This is a genomic window from Planococcus beigongshangi (assembly GCF_016820495.1).
GTDB lineage: Bacteria > Bacillota > Bacilli > Bacillales_A > Planococcaceae > Planococcus > Planococcus beigongshangi.
In genome coordinates this window covers 176305-200473 of the sequence record NZ_JADHDU010000003.1, presented here as the reverse complement: position 1 = coordinate 200473, position 24169 = coordinate 176305, and the positions used below count along the sequence as shown (strand labels likewise).

The 24169-nt window shown below is 46.9% G+C and carries 28 protein-coding genes; 7 read left to right on the top strand and 21 right to left on the bottom strand.

From position 1 onward, the window contains the following. Positions 1-74: 74 nt before the first annotated feature. Complete coding sequence (locus IQ294_RS08115) at positions 75-539, bottom strand: SRPBCC family protein (protein WP_203333532.1); 465 nt, start codon at positions 537-539, stop codon at positions 75-77. A 93-nt stretch (positions 540-632) separates the two neighbouring features. Here IQ294_RS08115 and IQ294_RS08110 point away from each other — a divergent pair, with 93 nt between their 5' ends. Together IQ294_RS08110 and IQ294_RS08105 are read left to right on the top strand one after the other, a co-directional pair. After that, complete coding sequence (locus tag IQ294_RS08110; RefSeq protein WP_203333531.1) at positions 633-1100, top strand: immunoglobulin-like domain-containing protein; 468 nt, start codon at positions 633-635, stop codon at positions 1098-1100. 119 nt (positions 1101-1219) lie between these two features. Beyond that, positions 1220-1939, top strand: coding sequence for a cytochrome c biogenesis CcdA family protein (locus IQ294_RS08105; protein WP_349291337.1), 720 nt, complete (start codon positions 1220-1222; stop codon positions 1937-1939). 434 nt (positions 1940-2373) lie between these two features. Here IQ294_RS08105 and ccsB read toward each other — a convergent pair whose 3' ends face one another. From ccsB to IQ294_RS08085, 4 genes are all read right to left on the bottom strand, one after another. Continuing rightward, positions 2374-3570 (bottom strand): c-type cytochrome biogenesis protein CcsB, encoded by a 1197-nt coding sequence (gene ccsB, locus IQ294_RS08100; RefSeq protein WP_203333529.1) that lies wholly within the window; start codon positions 3568-3570, stop codon positions 2374-2376. Positions 3571-4148: 578 nt separating this feature from the next. Further along, positions 4149-4889 carry a hypothetical protein gene (locus IQ294_RS08095; RefSeq protein WP_203333528.1) on the bottom strand — a complete coding sequence of 247 codons (741 nt, stop codon included), beginning with the start codon at positions 4887-4889 and terminating at the stop codon, positions 4149-4151. 29 nt (positions 4890-4918) lie between these two features. Next, positions 4919-5263, bottom strand: a complete 345-nt coding sequence (locus IQ294_RS08090) for a DUF6176 family protein (protein WP_203333527.1) — start codon at positions 5261-5263, stop codon at positions 4919-4921. An 18-nt stretch (positions 5264-5281) separates the two neighbouring features. Then, positions 5282-5941, bottom strand: coding sequence for a DUF3885 domain-containing protein (locus IQ294_RS08085; protein ID WP_238942712.1), 660 nt, complete (start codon positions 5939-5941; stop codon positions 5282-5284). Positions 5942-6096: 155 nt separating this feature from the next. On the opposite strand from IQ294_RS08085, the gene IQ294_RS08080 reads away from it, so the two are divergent. Then, positions 6097-6363 carry a hypothetical protein gene (locus IQ294_RS08080; protein ID WP_203333526.1) on the top strand — a complete coding sequence of 89 codons (267 nt, stop codon included), beginning with the start codon at positions 6097-6099 and terminating at the stop codon, positions 6361-6363. 183 nt (positions 6364-6546) lie between these two features. Here IQ294_RS08080 and IQ294_RS08075 read toward each other — a convergent pair whose 3' ends face one another. The 4 genes from IQ294_RS08075 to IQ294_RS08060 all read right to left on the bottom strand — a co-directional run bounded on the left by IQ294_RS08075 (position 6547) and on the right by IQ294_RS08060 (position 9821). Continuing rightward, complete coding sequence (locus tag IQ294_RS08075; protein WP_203333525.1) at positions 6547-7002, bottom strand: DUF7878 domain-containing protein; 456 nt, start codon at positions 7000-7002, stop codon at positions 6547-6549. A 28-nt stretch (positions 7003-7030) separates the two neighbouring features. Then, on the bottom strand, positions 7031-8362 hold the full coding sequence (locus tag IQ294_RS08070; protein ID WP_203333524.1) for an MATE family efflux transporter: 1332 nt from the start codon (positions 8360-8362) through the stop codon (positions 7031-7033). Between the two features lie 101 nt (positions 8363-8463). Continuing rightward, on the bottom strand, positions 8464-9018 hold the full coding sequence (locus IQ294_RS08065; RefSeq protein WP_203333523.1) for a TetR family transcriptional regulator: 555 nt from the start codon (positions 9016-9018) through the stop codon (positions 8464-8466). A 104-nt stretch (positions 9019-9122) separates the two neighbouring features. Further along, positions 9123-9821: a DUF6188 family protein gene (locus IQ294_RS08060; RefSeq protein ID WP_238942711.1), complete on the bottom strand. Its 699-nt coding sequence runs from the start codon at positions 9819-9821 to the stop codon at positions 9123-9125. 378 nt (positions 9822-10199) lie between these two features. On the opposite strand from IQ294_RS08060, the gene IQ294_RS08055 reads away from it, so the two are divergent. Next, the gene (locus IQ294_RS08055) at positions 10200-10430 is read left to right on the top strand and encodes a hypothetical protein (RefSeq protein WP_203333522.1); all 231 of its coding nucleotides are present in this window, start codon (positions 10200-10202) and stop codon (positions 10428-10430) included. 47 nt (positions 10431-10477) lie between these two features. Continuing rightward, positions 10478-10807, top strand: coding sequence for a DUF3784 domain-containing protein (locus tag IQ294_RS08050; RefSeq protein ID WP_203333521.1), 330 nt, complete (start codon positions 10478-10480; stop codon positions 10805-10807). A gap of 67 nt (positions 10808-10874) precedes the next feature. Here the strand turns inward: IQ294_RS08050 and IQ294_RS08045 are convergent, their stop codons facing one another. The 11 genes from IQ294_RS08045 to IQ294_RS07995 all read right to left on the bottom strand — a co-directional run bounded on the left by IQ294_RS08045 (position 10875) and on the right by IQ294_RS07995 (position 21872). Continuing rightward, positions 10875-11462, bottom strand: a complete 588-nt coding sequence (locus IQ294_RS08045; RefSeq protein ID WP_203333520.1) for a class I SAM-dependent methyltransferase — start codon at positions 11460-11462, stop codon at positions 10875-10877. A 26-nt stretch (positions 11463-11488) separates the two neighbouring features. Beyond that, positions 11489-12388, bottom strand: a complete 900-nt coding sequence (locus tag IQ294_RS08040; RefSeq protein ID WP_203333519.1) for an NAD(P)/FAD-dependent oxidoreductase — start codon at positions 12386-12388, stop codon at positions 11489-11491. Positions 12389-12412: 24 nt separating this feature from the next. Beyond that, positions 12413-12826: an Rrf2 family transcriptional regulator gene (locus IQ294_RS08035; RefSeq protein WP_203333518.1), complete on the bottom strand. Its 414-nt coding sequence runs from the start codon at positions 12824-12826 to the stop codon at positions 12413-12415. A gap of 151 nt (positions 12827-12977) precedes the next feature. Continuing rightward, on the bottom strand, positions 12978-13685 hold the full coding sequence (locus IQ294_RS08030) for a DNA alkylation repair protein (protein ID WP_203333517.1): 708 nt from the start codon (positions 13683-13685) through the stop codon (positions 12978-12980). Between the two features lie 53 nt (positions 13686-13738). After that, positions 13739-14632 (bottom strand): ABC transporter permease subunit, encoded by an 894-nt coding sequence (locus IQ294_RS08025; protein WP_203333516.1) that lies wholly within the window; start codon positions 14630-14632, stop codon positions 13739-13741. Continuing rightward, on the bottom strand, positions 14629-15564 hold the full coding sequence (locus IQ294_RS08020; protein WP_203333515.1) for an ABC transporter permease subunit: 936 nt from the start codon (positions 15562-15564) through the stop codon (positions 14629-14631). Before IQ294_RS08020 ends, IQ294_RS08025 begins: the two co-directional genes overlap by 4 nt. Positions 15565-15642: 78 nt before the next feature. After that, positions 15643-16104, bottom strand: coding sequence for a hypothetical protein (locus IQ294_RS08015; RefSeq protein ID WP_203333514.1), 462 nt, complete (start codon positions 16102-16104; stop codon positions 15643-15645). 26 nt (positions 16105-16130) lie between these two features. Then, a complete protein-coding gene (locus IQ294_RS08010; protein WP_203333513.1) occupies positions 16131-16550 on the bottom strand; it encodes a DUF4275 family protein in 420 nt (139 codons plus the stop codon). A 438-nt stretch (positions 16551-16988) separates the two neighbouring features. After that, the gene (locus tag IQ294_RS08005) at positions 16989-19580 is read right to left on the bottom strand and encodes a polynucleotide kinase-phosphatase (protein ID WP_203333512.1); all 2592 of its coding nucleotides are present in this window, start codon (positions 19578-19580) and stop codon (positions 16989-16991) included. Beyond that, positions 19580-20938, bottom strand: coding sequence for a 3' terminal RNA ribose 2'-O-methyltransferase Hen1 (locus IQ294_RS08000; protein ID WP_203333511.1), 1359 nt, complete (start codon positions 20936-20938; stop codon positions 19580-19582). Before IQ294_RS08000 ends, IQ294_RS08005 begins: the two co-directional genes overlap by 1 nt. 91 nt (positions 20939-21029) lie before the next feature. After that, a complete protein-coding gene (locus tag IQ294_RS07995) occupies positions 21030-21872 on the bottom strand; it encodes a hypothetical protein (RefSeq protein WP_203333510.1) in 843 nt (280 codons plus the stop codon). Between the two features lie 163 nt (positions 21873-22035). On the opposite strand from IQ294_RS07995, the gene IQ294_RS07990 reads away from it, so the two are divergent. Beyond that, the gene (locus tag IQ294_RS07990) at positions 22036-22818 is read left to right on the top strand and encodes a MerR family transcriptional regulator (RefSeq protein WP_238942710.1); all 783 of its coding nucleotides are present in this window, start codon (positions 22036-22038) and stop codon (positions 22816-22818) included. Beyond that, positions 22815-23468: a VC0807 family protein gene (locus tag IQ294_RS07985; protein ID WP_203333509.1), complete on the top strand. Its 654-nt coding sequence runs from the start codon at positions 22815-22817 to the stop codon at positions 23466-23468. Before IQ294_RS07990 ends, IQ294_RS07985 begins: the two co-directional genes overlap by 4 nt. A gap of 41 nt (positions 23469-23509) precedes the next feature. On the opposite strand, the gene IQ294_RS07980 is transcribed toward IQ294_RS07985, so the two are convergent. Then, positions 23510-24004 (bottom strand): GNAT family N-acetyltransferase, encoded by a 495-nt coding sequence (locus tag IQ294_RS07980; RefSeq protein WP_203333508.1) that lies wholly within the window; start codon positions 24002-24004, stop codon positions 23510-23512. Between the last annotated feature and the right edge of the window lie 165 nt (positions 24005-24169).

The window sequence follows — 24169 nt, the reverse complement described above, 5'->3', positions numbered from 1 at the left end:
AACTTTCTCCGTCTAGCGCATAAACTGGAAAAGAGAACTTTTTTCACTTATTCAACCGAATAGTTCTTCAGGAACTAATTCTTCTGTCGCTTCCCCTCCGCTATCTTTTTTAATGCCACAGCCCGGTCTGCAATAAACCGGGTCATATACTTTTCAAGAAACAGCCGATCAGCAATCCTCCCGAGGATTCCCAGCGGTGAGCGATATTCAAAGCGGTCCCGCATGATTGTGCCGTCCCCTTTTTGACTAAATTCATGGGTATGCGTGAATGAATGGAAAGCCCCTTTCACCATGACATCTGTAAATCGGTACGGTCTTTCCATTTCAGTGATTTTAGCGGTCAACTTTTGCTTTACACCGAGATGGACTGCTTCCCACGTGACCGAATCACCTTTTTCCATTAACCCTGACGTAACGCCAGCGATGGCACGTTCTTTTGTTTTAGCGGTTGTTTCGGTGTGGACATCGACGTTTCGTGTAAGATCGAAACAGACTTCAATAGGAGCTTCGACGTAGATTTCGTAGTTTATGACTGGCATCGTAACGGCTCCAATCCTGAAATTATAGTTATGAAGCAAGCAGTGTATCTTAAATGTTGGAAGAACGACTAATATGAAAAGGGGGATTCATTCATGCGCTATTTTATATTGCTTTTCTCTATAACGATTTTATCCGTCGCATTGACAGCCTGTATCGGCCAAAATCCAACGACATTAGAAACGAAATCTTCTTTTACGGATTTGCCCAGTGAAATACAGGAAAATGAAATTGAAATCCGGATTTCAAGTGATCAGGCGGTTTACTCTCTTCCCATTAAAAAAATGCATTTGGTTATTGAAAATACAGGGAGTACGGCCGTCGGATTCGGAGGTGCTGTTTATCTGGAAAAACTTGAGGAAGAAATCTGGTATGAAATCCCCTATAAAAATATGACTTTTACGGATGGCGAAGCTGGAGTAGCACCCGGTGAGTCCTATCTTATCGAAGTTCCGATCGATATGATCCATTATGAATTGCAGAAAGGGACATATCGGATTTTGAAAGAATTTTATATAGACTCGCGGCCAAAGACATTCGCAGCTGAATTTGAAATTGAATAGCTCATTCATTCCATGCCTCCCTTCCTGTTTGCCATTGTTCATCTATTTGTAAAATCGTGCAACAATTACAGGAATTCTCGCCAGTTCTCTTATGCTAGAATAGCATGGAGGTGTTTACTGTGGAAAACATTACTATTTTCGTTGCATTGGCCGGCGGATTCCTGGCTTTCATATCCCCGTGCTGCCTGCCCTTATATCCATCATTCGTTTCTTACATAACCGGCGTTTCCATCAATGAATTAAAAAAGAACAAAGAATCTGCGTTCAGAAAAAAAGTGCTGATGCATTCGATTTTCTTTTCCCTCGGATTCTCGGTCATCTATTATGTTCTAGGCTTTTCCCTGAGTGCAATCGGCGGTTTGTTCATAAAATATGAAACACTCATCCAGATGCTTGGCGGAATTTTCCTTGTATTGATGGGATTATTCCTGATGGGAATCATCAAACCTGAGTTCATGTTCAAGGAAAAACGTTTGAACTATAAAAAGAGACCGGCAAGCTATTTAAATTCATTCGTGGTCGGTTTCATTTTCTCGGCCGGCTGGACGCCGTGCATCGGCCCGATTTTCGGCGCCATCATTACATACGGCAGCCTCGTCAATCCAGCTCAGACGATTGCAGTCGTCACCGCTTATTCGCTCGGTTTCTGTATTCCGTTCATCATCATGGCATTCTTCATCGGCAAAACGCGTTTTATCCTGAAATATTCATCTGCTCTGATGAAGTTCGGCGGCGCGATCATCGTTGCGCTCGGCGTCATGATCTACTTCGACCAGATGCATTATCTGAATATCTGGACGGCGGACCTGCAATATTTCATCGAATCTTTGCTGACGTAAAAGAATAAAAGACAGATGGACGGAAAAAGTCTTTGCATGCGCAAAAAGTTCCTTCAAAAGACGGAAGTGTTTCGCGGCTGCGAAACACTTCCGCTTTTTTTGATCTTTTCGCCGATTTTGGCAGGTTTTGTGTCATTATGACTCTGTTTCGGTCGTGGTTGCGGGAGCCTTCATTCGGTTAAATTGTTAAGCATCAGTTTTGTACCATAATTCTCGGATAATTACTGATATCAGACTTCTTTTTTGTTCTAAAGCTGTGCTTGCAACAGTTTCATTTCCATATTTTGGACTTACTGTCCGGATTAGACCAAATACTATCCGGAAAGCGCCAAATACTATCCGCGTTTCGAAAATACTGTCCGGAATCACTGAAATACTATCCGGAATTGATTTAGCTGCAAAAAAACCCGGCGAATCCTCGCCGGGTTTTCGTTTTAAGCATATGAATGCAAACCTGCAATGACCAGGTTTACAAAGACTTGATTGAAGATGATGGTTCCGAAACCGACGATGGCAAGCCAAGCGGTTTTTTCACCAGTCCATTCTTTGCCGATGCGCAGATGAAGAAATGCGGCATAGAAAAGGAAAGTAATCAGGGCCCAGACTTCCTTGGGGTCCCAGCCCCAGAAGCGGCTCCAGGCAATTTGCGCCCAGATCATCGCGAAGAACAAGCCCCCGAGTGCGAATAACGGAAAGCCGATGACGACCGATCGGTAAGAAATTTCATCCATTAGAGAAAGGTTTACTTTATTCGTGAATGGCTGCAGCAATTCTGCAACTCTCTTACGCGTCACGAGACGGAGCAGGCCATACAGGACTGTACCGGCGAGGAATGACCAAAGTACGGAGTTCAACTTCTGCGTTTCGATGCTGTTCGGAATTTCAAGAAGACCGGTGTAATGATCCGCAGGCTGATAGGCACCCGAAACCTTTTCGACAGTTTCGGAATCTGCAGGCACTAAGATGGCCGGCAGCATATAATCGTATACTTGAGCTGCGCCTTCCCGATTTTCAAATTGGTAGCTGGCACTGTAATCTGTCAGGCGGAATGCGGAAGTGATCAGGATAAATCCGACGACGACCACCAGAAAATACATGATCAGTTCAAGGAAGAAAGGACGTTTCCCCTTGCTCCGCATGTCCACATTTTTCAATAAATAAATGAGCCCGGTTACAAAAGAGACTGACAATACAGCACTTGCAGTCGCGACCGTAATAACGTGGATCGTGAGCCAATGGCTTTGCAGGGCCGGAATCAACGGCGATACTTCATTGGCGAACATACTTGCATACGCAATGATCAGGCAGGACACCGGAAGCAGGAACAGGCCGACGACCGGCTGGCGGTAGATGTAATAGAAGATAAAGAAGCTTCCCACCAGCATGATGCCGAAGAAAGTCAGAAACTCATTGAGGTTGCTGACAGGCGCATGGCCGGAAGCCACCCAGCGCAGGATAAAGTAATTCAGCTGCGCGAGGAAGCCGACGATTGTCAGGGTCATCGCGATTTTGACCGCAATCTTTTTGCGCGATTTGACTGCGATACCGAACGGCACAATCGCGATCAGATAAACGATGAATGAGAAAAATAAAGACGAACTGCTTAGCGTAATGAGAGATTCCGTGGACATTGTAACACTCCTTCAGACATATTGATGATTGATATGAACTGTCCCCATAATACCATTATTTTGAAGTTACCTTTCGGGTCGATTGTGTGTCTAAATCTTTGACTTTATGTCATCAGTCCACTTTGAGATGCCAGAACAACGATTGAAATGAAAAAATCTTTGCGGACGCAAAAATTTCCTTAAAAGATAGGAGTTTTTCGCGGCTGCGAAAAACATCCGCTGTTATTTTCGATCTCTGTGTCGGGTTTGGCAGCTTTGGGGTTGTTTTGACTCTGTTTCGGTCGTGGTCTGGAGGTTTTTTATCAAAGTGGACTTCAAGTTTAGTCAAAACCGATATTTTTATTGCATTAATGATGATAACAACTTATTTGTGGCTCAATTTTTGTTCAACCGGGTGGGGTATCGGCAGTTCATTTTCCATATTTTGGACTTACTGTCCGCAATGGTACAAATACTGTCCAGATGGCACCAAATACTGTCCGGAATCACTGAAATACTGTCCGCTGGCTTTCATGCGCTATATTTTCCATCCATATGCGACAAACTCCGGCAGGAACTCGAAGTTCCTGCCGGATTTTTTATTGATCCAACCGAAAATATTCCGCCAGCGGCATCTTGCAGCCTTCTTCATGCCATTTGTGATAGTCGGCGAAAACTGCCTGGATATCGTTTCCGAAACGTTCTTCGACCAGAAATTTTACGGCAAGAAAGCTCCGCCAGTAGTCGAACATGATGCTCGACAGGCTGCCGAAATACGAGCTGCTGCCAAATTCATCCATTGAGCGGCTGCCGTATTGCGCTTTGAACACTTCCACCAACTCTGTCTCCACAGCCACGATGTCATCGAATTCCGCTTGGCTCAGCAAAAGCTTCTTTGGCAAATACTCGCACATGCCTTCTTCGAACCAGATGCTGTCTTCACGCTCCCCGTCGAATTCATCAGGAAATAAATCCGAGTGATGCGTCAATTCGTGCGCCAGAATCGTAAACAGGTGATTCTCCGAATAATTCTCGTAAAACTTCCGGATATGCGGCAGGTCCTTGCCATCCAGCTGGGTGAGGAATAATGTTCGCCAGGCTTCCAAATCCGGCGATATGTAAATGAGATCCCTGTTCGTATAAGCGGGAACCGGGATTTCCGACAGGACCGAAGTGGCAAGTTCCGCCGAAGTCCATAATACGCCTTTCGGTTTGTCGTTCAAAGCAAATCCTTTTTCCATCGTCTGCTCAAAAGCGGCAAGCCGCTCGCTGAAACGCTGGATGATCGGCTCGTATTTATCGTAGTCTTCTCTATTTTCAAATGCGTAGATATGTTTCATTTAAACAGATCCTTTCATAAACTTTCCTGTTATTTCATACTTTCTGCAACAGTTGCCGGGATCATGACCACCGCCGGATTCAGATCCACTCCCGGAAATGCCGGATCGATGCATTCATCCCAGTAAGCCATATGCTTTTCATCGATCCAGTGCGTCGAAGTTTCGACATCCTGGCCGCCCTCGCCCTGGATCGAATACCAATAGAGATATTCGTTGCCGTCAAGCACTTCGCGGAAAATCGTTTCCACATACATCCTTTCGCCTTCCAACGTGACCAAAACGTCTTTCATATTGGCATTCAGAAATGCCAGCCACTCATCGACCCTGGCCGACTGTCCTTCCTTCACCCGAAATCGTGTCAATTCCACATTCATCTTATATCTCTCCATTCTTCATTTGAATACTTCCTCAATCTTTTCCCGGTCGTAATCCAGGATCCAGTCGTTGAACCGGTCATATAAATAGCGGATCCCTTCCTTGTCTGCCGCGATGATATCACATCCCCGGTCGTCGTACAGGTGGTAAATGAGTTTTTTCGACAGGTTGATGAAATAAATATCGCAGCTGCTTTGCTTATTTTTCAGGATCCGCGAAGGATGTCCGAAATCTTCATAACAGATCGCCCGGAGCAATTGTGGATACCGGATGTCGTTTTTGCGGCAGGCATAGCTGAAGCGGTAAGTTGTGATGTCCCCTTCGTCGAATTCGGACAATTGGACATTCTCAAGGCGCAGCCGATATAGCATCTTAGGTTGTTTGATGTATTTCCTATAGACATTCAAGGGCTTTTTATGAAGGAACGGATTATTCCATGGGACGTTGATATCCGTCACGAAAAGGACTTCATCTTCCTCATCAAAAACCGCATCAAATAAAGCAGTAGAGCGCTCGAAAGCCTGAACCAGATGTCCCGGCTCACCGTAAGACTGATACGGATCGGAAATTTCAAAGCGGATGCCCGGCTGCCATGCGTAAAATAGGGCGGGCGCGAGTTCGATGTTATTAAATATTCGGGTTAAAAATGTCTGCACATCATCATTTTTTCGGTTCAATTTGGTTCCTCCGTATTCTCCAGCATAATAATTTTCAGTTTTCTCTACTATACAAATTAAGGAAAAGGAAAGCCAGCCACTTTTGGAATTTATTGTTTAGAAATTGGAACTTGTTGCCGAATTTAAAGTCTCATTCATAAAGGCGGGTGGCTCAGATGTATTTAACATTAATCGTTATTTCCTTTATCCTTTCGATGACCATCGCAAGTTTCACCTATAGAAAGAAAAAAAACAAAATGATCAGCACCCTTTCGGCTCTTTTGGTAAATACTCTGGTTTTGGGTACGGCCTTCACTTTTATCTACCTCATAAATCTGGAAAGCTGGAATTTTGGCGGAGGCGATTGGAGAATTGCCTATTTAATCATCGCCATCCCGCTCGTCACCTGGCTAAACGCCTTTTTACTGCAGTTCATAAAATGAATGAGCCGATGGGATGACACTTTTATTTTTGTTTGCGTTATAACCGACTTTGTTTGCAATAGCTTCTTTCACACAAAAATCCCGGAAAGAAACAGTTCTTCTCCCCGGAATTGCAGTTTTAACCGGTCTGCTGCAAGTTCACCTCACTGCTTCGATTCACCTTCATGCAGCCGCAATTCTTCCCTATAGCCATTGGCGTTTCATAAAATCCTGGTACCGCAAACCGTATCTCTTAATCAGCACTTCTTCCAGTGTGGCCAAATAACGGTCCACCGCTTCCAGCAAGTCTTCCGCAGAAATCAAACCATCATGACTGAACGCCTGCCAGATTGAAAACAACTGCCACCCGGACTTGCCCTGCCGGCGAAACGCCAGTATCGGACCTTCTTTTTCGTCATGCTCCATCGTAAAGAAATGAAAGTCTTTAATTGCATTCGGATCCTCAATGCGCCAGCGTTTCAAAGCGACGCCGAGTTCAAGCAATGTGAGTGATGGCTCTCCAAAGAACCTACTCTCACCCAACGTGATAGTCAATTCACCGTCGACATCAATTAATAATTTGCCGTTTTTTTGCTTCAGCAGTTTTGGATCGAGCGTCAGAAATGGATCCAAATTGAAGTCGATATTCAATGTCTTCATCCAATCTTCCTTTCATCATTTACTCTTGTTATATCGTTTTCCTTTTACGCTGATAAAAAATGATCGTCAGCAAAACAATGAATTCCGAAATCGGAATGGCGAGCCAAGCGCCTGTTACGCCGAAGAACACAGGTAGAATACTGAGCAAAATCAGTAAAATCACGATTTCCCGCGCCGCGGTGATCCAAGTTGCCATCCGGATCTTACCCGTTGACTGATAATACGTCATCATGACGAAATTGGTTCCCATGAATAAGTAACCGATGAAGAATAATTGAATTCCAGGAACTGCGATGTCCATCACCGAGTCGGGAAAATCACCGAATACGCCCGCGATGGCAGGAGCAAAAAATTGGCCGATGATGAAAAAGGCGGCTCCTGCTGCAACCGCAGTTCCGATTGCGAGCTGCAGCGTCCTGCGGATTTTATTTTTATCGCCGGCCCCGCTGTAATAACTGACCAACGGCTGGATAGCTGAGCCCATACCAAGAAATGCGAGCAGCATGACGCTGTGGACATAGTTCAGAATGGCGAATGCCGAAACTCCGGCTGTTCCCGCAAGACGTTCGAAGACGAGGTTATGGGAAATGGTGAACACGGACATGCCGACTTCCGAGAGGAAACTCGGAAAGCCGATGACCAGAATCAGCATCAACAGTTTCCGGTTGAATTTGAACCGGACAAAGCGCAGGTTATTCGTCTTTTTAAGGAAATGTGTGCCGAGCACAAGAATCCCGACAAAGCCAGCGATCAAAGTCGCACCTGCTGCTCCCATCACTCCAAAATCTAAGATGAATAAAAAGATGTAATTGAGGCCGATATTCAGCAGCGCTGTCGTTATCAATGCCACCATCGCAAGGTTCGGGCTGCCGTCATTGCGCACCATGATACTGAGTGCATTCTCGATAGTGAATACGAAGCCGAACAGCAGCATCAAATAAAGATAATCTGCTACGTAAGGATAAGTGTCCGCGTTCGCCCCGAGCAGATAAGCGAGTTCCGTTCGAAACGGAAATGCCACCAATCCGATCAGCAGCGTCACGATGAAAATCGACAACATCGCATGGGAAAAGACGATTTTCGCTTCTCCTGGCCGCTTTGCACCCATTAATGCAGAAAATCGAGTGGCTGCTCCAATACCGAGCCACAGCGACATCGCCACGAATATTGTATAAACCGGTGCCGCAATGCCGACGCCGGCAAGTGCAACCGGTCCCAGCCGATTGCCCACCATGATGCCGTCCGCCACGATATTGACTGCCATTAAGAGCATGCCGATTGTAGACGGAATCAGGTAACGGACAAATGATTTTCCTACCGGATCCGTATCAAGCCGGTGTGCTGTCTGTTGTGCTGCCATATGAATTCCTCCTGTTTTCCAGCTCGAAAACAATAAAACTTTTTTTGTTTTTATAGTTTTCAACTGTCGAAAAAAACTGGCTCCTGCAGCCAGTCCTCCATCTATTCATTTTCAATAAAACCGTTTAATAATAATTCGCTCATTGCATCTACTGCGTCATTCGCAGAAAGACTTTGGTCGTAGAAGAATTTCTGGTCGAGGGAAATATTGACGACGCTCAAAATCATCTTCACCAGCAGATCAAGGTTCTGCTGTTTGACGAGCCCGGTTTCCATACCTTCTTTCAATAGCCGTTCCAAATCATCCCAGCGGTTCATTTCCCGGTCCACGCGTTCCCACTGATTGGGATAATAGCGTTTCAGCTGTTCCAGAATGCGCAGGTCGTAAAATTCATAATGCTTCAGGATAATTCCGATCGTCTGCCGGATTTTCTGTTCCAGATTCAGCGTTTCATCTTCCCGGATGGCACGGCAGCGTTCTTCGTGTTCAGAAAAAGTCAGATCGATGATCGCTTCCAGGATTTCCAGCTTCGATGAAAAATTTTCGTACAGGGTCCGTTTACTGATGCCCAGTCTTTTTGCCAAATCATCCATCGTAAACTTGATGCCGTTATAGCGGGTCTCTTCGATAAATGCTTGTATAATCCTGTTTTTCACTTTCGAACCCCCTTCAGAAAACTAATAATACACAAATAGTTTTATTAATTCAAGGATTCTGATCCTGTTCCAATAAAATAATTCATCTGGTGAAACGTCTTCTATCAAGCGATGCTTCCACCGTGCATCGAAAAAATGTATGTACCGCCCTCGCCCGTCAGCGTCCACCCGTCATAGAAAGTGCTCGCGTGAAATAGATCCAGAAACAGATCGTCAAATTGGATAATCAAAAATGAGCAGTTCTCAAACATTTGAACATCCTGGATCGTTTTGCCGACAAGCAATTCCTTTACCGTCCGCCATTCGCTGGAATTATACCGGACATCGGTCTCACCTATCGCAATCCCTTCAATACTGCGGATGCGCCAAGGGCATTCGATGACAATCGCCCCTTTTTCAAGTTGAATGATTAAATTGGCCTCCGGATCCACCACTATTATTTTTTGCCCGACAAATTCATCGAATGCAATATCACTGATGCGTCCATGCCATAGTTTCCGGGCATTTCCAAGAATCATTTCATGAATCTTTTCCTTCGTATAGCCATAGAAATTATCGCCGTACTGGAAGTCGTCCGCAGCATCACTCACTTCCTGCCATTTCATCTGCTCTTCAAAAAGTTCATGAGTGACCGTGAAATCATAAATCTCTTTCAAAATAATCAATGCATTTTCATTGGGTAGCAGCAATTGTGCATGCAGCCGCTTGAAATGATGTTCGAAGCAATGATATTTTGATGGCGCGTCACTCCTGATACTTGCCATCGCCTCTTCGAACATCTTTTCAACTTCGAACCCGTTCAATTGCCTGTCCTCTTTCATTGAGGCTAATTTTTTTATCTCAAGCGTATTCATATGCAGCTGTCCAGTCGCCCAGTCAATATAATCGGCGGCTTTCAATGTGCCTGTGTATTTTCTATAATACAAATCCAATAAGTCGATAGGAAAGACCTCTTTTCTTTTTTTCTCTATTGTTGGAAGCTGGATCTGAACATTATATCGCAAAGGATTGGCCAGTTGAATAGCAAAATCCGGGAAAAGCTTCTGCTTTTCCCGGATTTTTTTGATTTTTAATTGATTTTGAGCCGAAATTCGAGATTTTTTTCAAAAACGTTAGGATTTGATCAAGATATTGAAGAAATCAAAGAGAAAATCACTTTAATATCGGCTGCCTGACGTTTTGTGATCGGCATAACGCCATTTGTGATCGGCATTCTGCTGTTTGTGATCGGCATAACGCCATTTGTGATCGGCATTCTGCTGTTTGTGATCGGCATAACGCCATTTGTGATCGGCATTCTGCTGTTTGTGATCGGCATAACGCCATTTGTGATCGGCATCGGAATTCCGGCAGCCATCCGTCCAGTCCCGCTCCTCCGGTTGAAATTATTCATTGAAGCCGCCAAAATATAATATAGGATCCGACTTAATTCTAAATCCCCCTAAAGAGGTGTTTATCCATGACAGCTGAAATAATTGTTCCAATTGGTCTGCTTCTTCTATTCATCGCACTTGGCATCTATCTTCTCCAAGGCAAAGGCGGCTGGCTGATTGCCGGCTATAATACCATGTCCAAGGAAGAAAAAGAAAAATATGATGAACCGGCTCTGTGCAAAGCGACGGGGAAATTGATTCTCGCCATCGCTTTTACATTAGCCCTGATTACTGCAGGCGGACTGCTGGAGATGAATGCGCTGATGATCAGCGGCGTGGTGCTGATGGTGCTCTTCATCCTATTTGGTCTGATTTACATCAATACCGGCGAACGTTTCAAAAAACATATCGATTGACAGCCTATCAATAAAAGACTTCAAAGACTGCCGTTATCCGTAATTGGTTTAAAAAAATTTCATTTCCTTACGCTTTCCGGGCTATCAGAATATACAACGACTCGCTCGGAAACAGTTTTTCAACGACCCGGAAACCGGCATCTTCCATCTCCTGTTCCATCCCTGCCAGCGTAATTCTCGGAGCTTTATGGGATGATGCCTCTTTCGGCTCGAGCTCGATGCAGATCAGATGGCCGCCATCTTTCATCACATTTTTTATTTGCGCCAGCGTTTGATCCAACGGCTTGATCTCGTGCAATACCAACGAAGCAATCACCAGGTCGACACTTTCGTCCGGCAATGGAATCTCCGCACCGTCTGTCTGAACCGGGATGATGTTTAAAACGTGTTCACGCAGAGCCTTCGCTTTTATAACGTCCAGCATTTCAGCATCCATATCAAGCGCATATACATTTCCGGTCACTGCTTTCGCCGCCGGAATCGTAAAGTAACCGGTGCCCGCCCCGAAATCCAAGACAGCATCCGTTTCCTTGATCGGAATCAGGCTCAATAATTTTTCTGGAGACAAGTCGTCTTTTCGTGCTGGATTCTCCAGATAAGACATTTTCCCGTGAGACCCGTGCTTACTATGAGAGCCGCAATGTTTCCCGTCCATCTATTTTCCTCCTCTTGCTGATCGTTTCAGCTGAATTTCTCTTCGATCATCGCGGCATTAATGCTGATGGCGGCCATGCTTCCTTCTGCTGCCGCGAAAATCAACTGGGACGCGCCGGCCAATGAGACATCTCCGCAGGCATAAACGCCTTCAATATTCGTCCGTTTCATCGCGTCGCTCTCCACTCCGCCACGGTCATTGAGTTTGCAGCCGAGCGACGCTGCGATATCCGAAGCAAGCGTCCATTCCGGTGTTATAAATCCGCCTTCACGTGAAACCACGCTTCCGTCTTCGAAAAGAATCTCCGCCAACTTGCCGTTCGCCCCGTTTAACGCGCGGATCTTTTCTTCAACAACCTGAATGCCCCTGCTTTCCAGCAATCTTTTCTCTTCTGAAAGCAGTTGCCGTCCGTTTGTGCAATAAATCAAATCGTCCGTCCAGTTCGACGCCACTTTCACCATATGCGATGCCGCTTCGTTATCTGAAATGACCGCCAATGCCTTGTCCCGCATTTCCCAGCCATCGCAGAACGGGCAGCTGAACAGGCTCCTTCCGTAAAATTCGTCCACTCGTTCCACATCCGGAAGAATTTCTTTAAAGCCCATGGCGAGGACAATCCGCTTTGCCTGGAAGACTGCTACGTCTTCCGCTTCGAGATGGAACAGTCCATCTTCCTTATGGACACGCACGACCCGCTGTTTCTGAATTTCAACGTCCGGGTACTTCGCCAGTTCTTCATGGCCAATCCGTTTGAATTCCTGCGGATCGATGCCATCACGCGTGATGAATCCGTGCGATTCCGAAACCACCGTATTGCGCGGTTTATTGTCATCGAACAGGACCGTTTTCCGCCGGGATCTGCCGAGCACAAGCGAAGCGTTCAGCCCCGCCGGCCCTCCCCCGATTACAGCACAATCGAGTATCATTCCAATCACTCCTTCTAATTTCAACTAACTTTCAATCCCCGCCTGTTTTTCTTCCGCCATCCTGACAATATCGATCAGCAGCTTGTTCTCGAGCTCGTGCTTCATATTGTCTTCCGCCTGCCGCATGACGTTTTCAATCAGGCAGCCTTCGTGATGGATCGAGCATTCGAATAAATTCGTGTCCCCTTCAATCGATTTGATGACATCGAGGAAGGAGATTTCCTTTTGCCTGCGTGAGATTCTGTAGCCACCCTTTACGCCCGGCGTCGACTCGATCAGTCCTGACTTCGTGAGCTTGGTCAAAATTTTCGACAGATAGGTCGGTGAGAGTTTCTGCATCGCAGCCAGTTCCTGAACCCCTATCGGTTCCCCATCAGACCGGCGCATGATGTGGATCATCGTGTGCAAAGCATAGTTTGTCGCGTTCGAATATTTCATAAGGACCTCCTGTGAGATTTATTCGCGGATATTAAAGACTCTCTTTGTCTTTAATTGAATTAAATTTATCATCCTCTTAACAAGAAGTCAATTCACAGGATTTTTCTGCATTAAAAAAGAAGCAGCCCGTCACCAGGCCGCTCCTTCCCATTCAACATCTCACATATTTCCGCTTGAAGCCCAAGCGATCCCTTTCCATCGCCTTTTCCATGGCGGGAGCTGCATTCAGGAAACTGCTCTTTTTACCTTCGCGTTTCATTTCCACAGTGCCTACCTGCGCCGCCGTCTCGAGCGCTTTTTCGGTCAGCGGCTTATACGACACGCCCACCGTTTCAATGAAATTATTCATGGCGGATTTCGTGCGCTCCGGTGCATCGTGGATTGTCGCTTTTACAAGATCGAGCATCCCGGATAGCTTATCTTCCGAAAACTCCTCATCTTTTCGGCTGCCGAGAAGCCAGCAGTAGCAGCTCCAACCGGCTGACATCCGCAGCTCCTCACCGCTTGCAATCCACCGATCGGCCACTTCCTGCGCAATATCCGATTCCGACAAAGTCACCGCAACCACGTAATCGGAAATCATATAGAAATACGCCGAATCCAGCCAGCGGCCATAATCTTCTGCCGTCATCGCCTTTGGATCAGCAATGATGCCCGCAAAATACATCGCATCGTAATTGCCGGTGGCATACAATTTCTCCGCCAGCTCCTGATCGATTTTTATTTTTTTCGCCATCGGTTTCATGGCACCGGTTGCGACACCGAAAAGCGGTTCACGCGCCCCATTCGAAAGATAGATTTTCTTCATCCGTTCTTTTCCAAGTGTCTCAAGCTCCTGCATGACCGTTTCAAAATCCATCCGCCGCACGTCCTTTCTTTTATTACTTTAACTCTAACCTAAGGGCACAGTCTTTAGAAGTTGCGTCTCATCTTGATCGCCTGGCGTTTTCTGAGGCCGTCGGCAAGCAGATGGAAAGCGATGATCGAGAAGGTCATGAAAAACAAAGCGACAAGCGGAATCCATTCAGCCGAATAAACATCCCGCCGCAGATTGCTGAGGAGCACAGGCCACGAATTGGAAGTTTCAACGGATTGATAACTGCGATCGAGCTGGGAGAAAAACTCCTGATTGATATAAATCCCGATGACGCCGAGCTGCGCGAGCAGGAACATCGCCCGGCCTGCTTCCGTGGCACTGGAAGACAGCACTTCCCGCTTGAGCGCCGGCCAATAATAGCCTTTGAACAGGGTCCATTTCCGTCCGCCGCTTGAAATGGCCGCTTCCATATACGACTGCCGTTTTTGGGTCTGCAGTGATTCATAGAAAATCAGCGACAGCCTGCCGACTTCCACAACCGCAATGATGGCCATCACCCAGAATGGCCGGTAATCCGAGAACATGACGCCCGGAACCGCGAGCAGGATCAAAATGATGAAAATCGTTGGCATGAATGAAAACACCGCATTCCAGATATTCATCAGCAGACGGACACCCGACAGATAAAACGCGCCGATGGATACCAGCAGCGCCAGCACTAAACGCAAACCTACGATAACCGCCAGTATATAGAAGGTTTCCCTCGCACCGATCATCACCTTCGACCATAAATCGACGCCTTTTCTGTCTGAACCGATCAAAAATTCTTCCGAAGGGGCGTAAGGAGGCACCAATAACCCCACCCCGCTGTCTTTCTTGAGCAGATTCTGTTCCAGCGTCTGGTCGACACGCGGCAAATGCGGTCCGAAAATCAGGATGAAGAGCAGCATTCCGGTCATGATGAGGCCGATCCATAATGTACGGTTCATAGCTTCTCCTCCTGGACCGAAACGATTGAGCGCGCCATTCCGGATACGATATTCGCAAGCAGGATAAAGACCGTGAACAGGAAGACATAGCCGATCTGCGAAATCACATCAGCCGACAGCAGCCCACCCACATTAAAACTCGTCGCACTGCCGAGAGTGGTGTACATATAAAACGCCGCTCCCCTGTATTCAGTAAAAACTTCCACGATGAATAAATTCGACAAGGTGTAGAGGATCATCGTGTTCGAATGGGCGAATATTTTCAGCATCCCATTTTTCAGCATATGTATATAGAGTACTTTCATCGAAGGGGTCCCTTTTGACCGCGCTGTCCGCACATAATCCATTCCCTGCTCATCCTCAAGAGCCTTGAAAGTGATGGCGGATATGAACATGACAGGATAAATGGACAGATAGAGGATGTTCATCAGAACGTTATCGATCGTATCGTGGCCGAACAGATCAATATCGACCAGGCCCTGTGCCTGCAAGTATAAGATCGTCATTTGGATCAGGATGATCATGGCGATATCCGGTATCGCCATGACACCGGCAGTCGTATATTGACCCAGGATCCTCCCTTTTCCTTTGCGGAACCGGTAATCCATGACACCTTTCGCAATTCCCAGGAAAAAACCGATCAGGATGGCCGGCACGAAAATTTTCAGGCTCCGGCCAAAAACACTGGTAATTTGGTCGCTTACCGGATTTCCGAACTGATCCAGCCCAAGACCGCGCTGTTCGAGTATGTATGAAAAGAAGAATTTGATATTCGCCCAGTGGTTCATGAATTGATAATCATATACAGCGCCGCCGAACGATCCTCCCCGCCCTTCGGTGAAAACCGTATCCATGGGCAGCAGGATGATCAGCAGTAAAATGCCGAATGCAAGCATCCAGACGAATAAAGGAAAAAGTATTCGGTTAATCACGTTATCGCTCCCTTTTGAGACTTTATTGCCAAGGTGAATCCAGTTTTATTCCAATAAAATCCGTGCCCGGAATCTCATTTAATACTTCTCAATTGTCGTGACGCCCCGGTGGGTGACAAAATTCTTATGGCTCAGTTGCTCTGTCCATTTTTCCGGGTTCAGCTGGTAGCGGCCGGACCGGTCTTCATATGTAAATCTTCCGGCGTTGATGCGGATCGGCTCCGGATTTTCATAAAGATTTTCTATGTATTTCTCCAGCGCGTGCTGATTGGGGACGCTGTAAATTTCCAGTATATCGCCGGTTTCCATATACTTTTCCAAGTAAGTCAGAAATAAGGGGTTGTCGATCCTCTCGGCTTCATAGACGTAAGGCAGTGTGAATAAACCCCCGATTTCTTTCTGCCAGCCGGCATCCAGTGGGTGGACATAGAAGAAGGTAAAGTCCTCTTCTTTTTCAAACACTGTCCGATTATTATAGTTTTCGATTTCTTCCGGCAAAATAAATGGCTTTGAGGACGCGAGGAAGGTGATGGCGGTCATATGATTTCTCCTAACTTAAACTTAATTCATTTTCGGTAAAAATGGGGTCCCCAATCTTCTTCGTGGGGGACGACGTATGTCCAATTGAATCCTTTGTCCACGACATAGACATCACAGTATTCGCCGGTAACATACCTGAAGTCTCCTGCATTCATTAAAGAAGCGTATTCCACTTTCAATACGTCGTCCGATTCCTGAAAAAATATGAAGCAGTATTGCTTGTTAACTTTGTTGAATGCCGCACTTGCTTGTTTGCCCTTTAAAAAGTTAAGTTTTTCATCCGAAAACAGATACCATAGAAATTCCTGCAAATCACTTTTTTGCCGATGTTCAGAATCAGAGAATTTGTGAATCCACTGTTCCCGGTACTGCTCTCCAATATTTTCATACTCCGTGACAGTTATGCCTTTATCCCGGAGATTATTTACTAATTCGATCGGATTCACCTTCTCTGCTTATTAAGATTTTCAGCGAATAAAAACTCATCCAAATTAGTTTGACTTCTTTATTTGATGGAATTTTCTAACTATAGATATTCTACCATAACACTTGGCCTCTCTAAGCCGGAAAAATAAAATAGTGAAAAAACGGCCGAGAAATCGGCGAACGCGGATATATCTTCCTGAGCGCGGATATAATTTTTTGAACACGGATATAATCCGTTGAACGCGGATATAATCTCTCGACCACGGATATAATCTCTTGAACGCGGATTAACAAGCTTATCCTTTAAAACAAAGCCTCTCTCAGCTTAAAATCGGCTTCAATTTCTACCGCTCCCCCTTCAAAACCCTCATTCAAAAGAAAAACGCATGCTTTTCGCCGGCGAAAAGCGAAAAAAAACCGAAAGGCATCGTCGGCCTCCCGGTTTTCGTAACAATCTTTTATAATCGCGGGTCGACCGGATCGGATTCCATCGCCAATGCGCCGAGCGTGCATTCGTGGACGCGTTCGATCGATTCCCCGTTCACGAAGCGCGTAATGCCTTCGAGGCCCAGCGCAAATTCCTTCAAAGCAAGTTTCTGCTTCTTGCCGGTGTTGCGGTTTTTCAGGCGCTCCAGGTTTTTCGGCTCCAGGTAATCCATGCCGTAGATGATGCGCAGATACCTTTGTCCCCTCACTTTGATCGCCGGCTGCAGCAATTTTCCTTTGGCACGGGCGACGTAGAATTCGGGTTTGATGATGATGCCTTCGTGTCCGTCTTCCGTAATCGATGTCCACCACTCGATCACTTCGGCTTCACTGGCCTCGTCCGTGATGACTTTGTATTCCGTTTCGACGAACAGGCGGGAGGCATCCGCCAGTTTCCGGTTCATCTCCATATGCCACGTATGCGGCTTGTCGAAAAATGTGCGCCCGCTGTGGGCAAGGATATGGAACGGCGCGATCTGGATGCTCCTGTCCCCTTCGATGTCCCAGCAATATTTTTGGAACACTTCCAAAAAGTCGTTGGCGTTTTCCAGCTTGCTGTCGTATTCGTCCAGCCAAGCCTGCAAATCGGCATTCGCCGGCAGCGCCGCCGTCAATTTTTCTTTCAGCAGCGTCCGGTCGAGCACCGCGTTTTCTGCGACGTGCGCGTATTGGCTGCTGATCAGCTCTTTCGCTTTCAGGTTCCATGGCATGATTTCAGCATCGAGCAGCACATAATCCGTTTGATACTCGTCGAAATAATTTATTCGCGTCAATTCTTCGTTCAATTCGGAAAGCAGGCGCATTTCGGTGTCGCGGTCGAAAAAGCGTTTGCCGGTCCGCGTGTAGATGGAGCCGAGCGATTCGATGCCGGCGTGCTTCAAGGACGCTTCCTTATCTTTGAATAAAAACAGGATGCCCCGGCTGCCCATATGCTTTTTCTCGGCGATCATCGTGTGGGCGCCGTTGCTTCTGTAATAATCGATCGCTTCTTTCGGATGCTCCAGGTAATCCGGCAGCGCAGACGGTTTCGGCGTCGGGCTCATCGTCGGCGGGATGTAGACCAATTGCTCGATTGGCACTGTGTAATGTGAAACGGCATCAATGGCGGGTTTCACAAGTTCCTGCGGGATGCGCACTTCGCCAGCAGAATCCGTCAGCACCAAATAGCCGTTGATGAACTTGCCGATGTTCGGCGGATTCAAGCGGTTCTTCTCCCATTCCACCAGCGGATTGTCGGCGGCCCCGGAATGATCCGCTTTCGCTTTGACGGACACGAAATCCCGTTCCGGATAGCGGTAAGCCGTCAATTCGCCGCCGAACACGACGCCCTGATCGATGTTGATCGTGTTATTGATCAGGAGCGGCTTCGGTTTCGGGTCATGCCCCCAGACGATCAATAGGCGGTTTTGATGCCCCACGGTCCAATCGTTCCGGACCGGCTTGCCGTTTTCATCGAAGCCGCCCGTATCGCCGTACCGGCAGAAATCACTGATGGCTCCTGATTGTTTGCCGATGAATTCATCTCGGATGCCGGCATGTGCACAAACGAGCGTCGGTACGCCGTTCTTTTTGAAGACGTAATGGGAAGGTGCAGCCAGAAGAAAGTCTTTCAGCTGCCGCTTTAATTGGCGCGTGGCGTCAGCGCCGTGCTGCTCCTCGAAAATCCGGAACTCTTCTTCCACTTTTTCATCGCCGTGGCTCAGCACCACTTCGCGGCCGTCCAGCCAGCGGGCGATTTTCCAGCCATGGTTGCTGTCGATCATCAGTGCACGACCGCTTTCAACATGCTTCAGGAAAAACCGCATCGTCTGGAGCGAAGCCGGCCCTCTGCTCATGATATCGCCGACCGACACGAATTTTCGGCCTTCGGGATGTTCATATAAGCCTTCTTCATTCTCTGCATATCCGAGTTTCACAAGCAATTCGATCATTTCATCGAAACAGCCGTGAACGTCGCCGATGATGTCGATGCCATTCTCCAGATCGATTTCAATCGGATTGCCTTGCCTGAACACTTCCACTTCTTCCGTATCTTTCACGGTGTAAACAGAAGCAAAGCCTTCTTTCTTAATAAACCGTTTCTCGTTGCGGAAAATCTGGAATTGCTGTTTGATGCGGCGCTTGCCCCGCGGATTGTCGCGGTTTTCATCGCGATCGGTCAACATCCGTTCCGGTACATCAAAGACGATGGCCTGAATCGGCACATGATTCTTTTTCGCGAGCGCTATGTATCGTTTCCGGTCATCTGAACGAAGATGCGTTGCGTCAACCAGCACCAGTTTGCTCAGCCTCAAACGGGCTTCGATGACCCGGTCCATCATCTCAAATGCTTCTGCGGAAATTCCCTGATACTCATCCATCAGCCCCGCCGCTTCATCCTGTGGTCGGTCACGCCAATCGATGAACTCCTTATCCCCGACTAAAACTCTGAAATCATCGGAACTCACCACTTCCGATGCTAAAATCTGCTCTTCTTCTATTAACCTTCTCACTAACGTCGATTTCCCGCTGTTGGACGGTCCGATCAATAATACGATCCCTGCGTGAGGCATACCGATTCTCATCAATTATTCACCTTCCTTTGGAATACACACATCTGCGTCGGGAATCCCTGCTCCGGATGTTCTTCGCCGATTCCGGCAAATTCCATATCGTAATTGCCCGCATGATTACGCTGTTCGCACCAGTTGCGGAACTCCTGCCGCGTCCATTCGAAGCGGTGGTCATCGTGGCGGAAATGGTCGTCCATGTCGTAGATTTCATTGTATTCACGGTTGGGCGTCGTCACGATCAGCGATTTCGGCGCATATTGATGCAGAATCGTATCGAATGCTTTCGGCAGCCGTTCTTCATCGATGTGCTCGATGACTTCACAGAGAATCATCAGATCTTTTCCTTTCAACCGTTCATCAAAATAAAATAGGGAACCCCATAGCGTCTTCGGCTCGACGAAATTCGGCTTGTCATTCACTTTCTCAAAACGCCGCAGCGCTTTCATCGTCTCCACTTGAGATGGTTCGACGGCCAAGATCTCTTCCACTCCGTCAATAAAACCGAGTTTGACGGTAAGCTTGCCTTCCCCTGAACCAAAATCGACGATGCTTCTCGGTTTCAGGGACGCAGCTGTTTCTGCGATTTTTGCGTAGCGCAGTTCATTCAATGACGTTTTCTTCAACGGCGCAGGTGCAGCAGCCACTGCCGGTTCTGCTTCCCCGTTTTCGACAAGGTCATAAACTTCCTTGAAGCGGAGTGCGCGCCGGTAAATCGTTTCCCTCAGCGGATGCTGATCGAGCCAGCCTTCCCCGTAACGTCCGATTTTCTCGATTTCCTTTTCATCAATAAAATAATGCTTGTAGTCGTCAATAACCGGAATCAGCACAAATAAATGGCGCAGCGCGTCCTTCAGCGTCTGTTCCCCGCTCAAACGGATTGTGCGCACCGTGCTCTTCTCTTTTAAATCGAATGAATAGTCGATTTCAGGACGCGTGATGTCCACCCGGTAGCCCATCGGTTCAAATAAATTTTTCAGCTGTGAATCCGGCAGCGTCGTATTGACCGGACCCAGTTCGAATGTGAAGGGAAACGGATGAGCGACCCATTCGGCATACTCCTCTTTCGGCTGGCCGTTCAACGCGGTACCAAGAGCCGAGCGGATCAGCGACAGGAAAATGCTTGAGACGGCGAATTCCCGGTCGTTGATGTAATGCGTGATATCGTACGAATTCCCCGAATTCTGGATCAGTTCAATCGGATCCGGCGTCACGAAAATCGTCATTTCAAGTTCGGTATCCGTGAACTTGCTGTAAAACATGCGCACCAGGTGGCCTTTCTGGCTTCGTTCATATAAATTGCCCGGATTTTTCGCCAATAAATAAGAAACCGCTTTGACATTGTCGCCCGCGGCATGAATCGTCAATTGCATGGAAAACGCTCCTTTGCCTGTCGAATTGCTTTTGATAGCTTCAATATAGCACAGTAAATGGTAATTTATCCGTAAAGTTTCAGCCTGCCGGTTACGCGAGGAAATCTTCTTCTTTATTATCTATACGGCAGAGCCTCACTTCTCCCCATGTGTTCGACCAGCTGATGAAATGATAAGACTCACTCGGCGCAAGACCGCGCGACGTGCCTTTGATCTTGACGATCGGCTGCGCGGTTTCTTCGTCAATCCGGCAGGCGTAGCACCATTTCGTATCTTCCAGCACAAAATAAACGAAGTCGCCGCGGACGCAAAGAGCCGATGTGCCACTCTTGAGAAGCTGTGGATTTTCGTGGACAGTGAGCGACCGGGCTTCAGGAAGGATTTCCACAAGCGGCTTCAGCAAAGGCACAAGCCAGATGGCCGATTCTTTGCCTTTGACGAGTGCTAGGATTTCTACGATATCAGGTTTGTCTTCCAGATCCGTTTCGTATTTAAATACCGGCAGCCCGCTCAAATCGAACAGCACCAGTTTCTCGCCCGGCAGCCCTTTTCGGAAATCCCCGTAATAATAACTGATCCAAATCCCTTCCGGTCCGACAGCCACATCTTCGATGGCATCGCCTGCGTGGAACGAAGCGATTACTTCACCCGCGGGATCCAGGATAAAGACGTTCTTTTCGAACCTGCCGCTTCTGCGCTGGACAAGGAGGATCTGGTCCTGGTCGATCCACCGGATAAACGGACTGTCATCGCGGATCGGAGACGGAATCCATTCACCGTTGATGACGATCCAGCTTTGCCCCTTTACGGAAATGGCCACCGCCAGCCCGTTTCCATCCTGCCAGTCCGCATCGCGTATGGAATATTCCTTGAAACGGGAATCTTCATGGGAAAAGACAACTTGCTCCGTTAAGTGGATAGGCGTTTTCAGCATCTTCAGCACATCCTGACTTTTGCTTGGTGCTAACATTATTCGCTGGAGGTGCACCAGAAACCTTGTATGGGCCGGAATTTATTCTCGTGAATCTCTTGAGCAAGCTGCAGCCTGGAAATTTCTCTGAAAATCTCTTGCACCTCACGTTACGGCAGGTCTTATAATGGGAAATAAATACATAATAGAAACGGGGAAGTTCATGTATTCAATCGGGAAACTCGCTAAAATGAGCCACATCTCCATCCGCACCTTACATTATTACGACGAAATAGGATTATTGCTGCCGACTCACAAAAATGATGCGGGGCACCGCTTTTATTCGGATAAGGATATTTCGAAACTCCACTATATTCTCATGCTTAAAGATTTGGGATTCCCACTTGAAACGATTCTGCAATTTCTTTCCGATCGCGAATTCGATATCCAGAGTGTCCTTTCTATGCGGAAGAAAATGATTTTGGCTGAAAAGGAAAGTTTAAGGGAAATGGAAAAGTCGATCGATACCTTGCTGACGATCGTTGAAACGGAAACAAATACTGACTGGGAGACTCTTTTCAAAACATTTTCCACATTTCCCGCTGATAAAAGCCTCGTAAAAGTTCTGTGGGAAAAGTATTTTACGGAAGAAGAACAACAAATTCTGAATAGATTTTCCAGTCCGGAAGAAGACCGGGAAGGAGAAAAGACCTGGCTCAGCCTCGCTCAGGAAGTGCGGCAAAACCTGCATAAAGGACCGGACAGCACCGAAGCCCGGAGTCTGGCAAAAAGATGGATGGCCCTGGTGGATGAGATGTATCAGGGAAATGCCGAGCTGGCGCAGAAAGTTTGGGACATGAACAAAGAACGGGAACCCCATATGCGTTTTTTCATGTTCGACCAGGAAATCATCACCTTCATCGATCAGGCCATTCGCCATTATTTCGATGACCAGGAAGAAAATCAATGAAGAAGTTCATCCTGCTGGATATCATCTGTTATATTGTCCTCCCTTACTTCATCTGGAACTACGGACGGGAGCTGTTAGGTGATTATTACGCGATGCTGCTGTCGACTATTCCCGGCTTTCTCTATACAATTTACCGTTTTGCAAAAGAACGCCAATTCAATATCGCAGGATTGTCCATTTTGCTGGCACTTTTCCTCGGCACCCTGGTCAATCTGCTCTCCGGGGATGCTGAAAGCATGTTATGGAATCAAGTCTATTTGGGTTTAGCGTATGGAATGATCTTTTTGATTTCCATTCTGATCAAAAAACCTCTGGCTATGCATTTTGCCATCGGTTTTGTTTATCTGCAGGGTTTTTCAAAACAAGACAGTCTCAGCATGTTTACAAAAAAAGGGATTTTTATCTGGTTCCAGCTTCTGACTTTGCTCTTTTTCATCAATAGCGCTTTTCAAAATTTACTGAAAGCCTGGTTGATCTACACATATGGAGCTGATGGCTATGGCGGGATGCTGATTTACATGAAAATCAGCGGCTGGATATTCTACGGGCTGATAACGGCAGGGTTTTTCTTTATTGGGTCCAAGGTTAATCATCAAATCCGGCAAAATGATACCGATTCGCTGCCGATTAAAGAAGAAACCTCTAGCTGAACTGCCGAAAGACCAACAGCATTTCGCATGCCGTTGGTCTTTTACTGATTTTTAATCGGCCGAATCGCATAAATCGACTGCTCGGCCCCGAATCTGATCACCTTGCGCTCCAGTTTCATGCCGATTTTCTCGAGCATACGGCATGAAGGCAGATTGGCACTTTGAGTTTCGGCCACCACCGCGGGTAACTGCAATTCGCTGAACGCATAATCGATGATCGCAGCCGCCGCTTCTGTCGCATATCCTCGACTCCACCAGTCCGGCAAAAACTGATAGGAAAGTTCCTGATCGACGCCTTCATGATGAAGATCGAGTGAAATCAGGCCAATAAAATCGGCTGTGCCTTTTTTCCGCACAACCCAGTTGCAGGAGCCATCTTCCGGAGCGAGCATCTCATCCATGATCACGGCGATAGAATCCGGCGTCCGGACGCCGCCAAGAAAAGTCCGCACTTTCGAATTCGAAAATAATTGAGAAACTTCCTTCCGATCCGTCTTCTGAAAAAGAGTAAGCATACATCTTTTTGTCTCAATCATAAAACATCAGCTCCCTGGAATTTCTGATTGGAGTTCGTCCTCTCTTTGGGTTCCTCTCCACTATATCCAAAATTTTCTTCCACCGCATTTATTATCAGAAAATTTCATGTATAATGAGATTAACCGAACCACAGGCTAATCTAAATTTTAGTTCTATTTACAGAC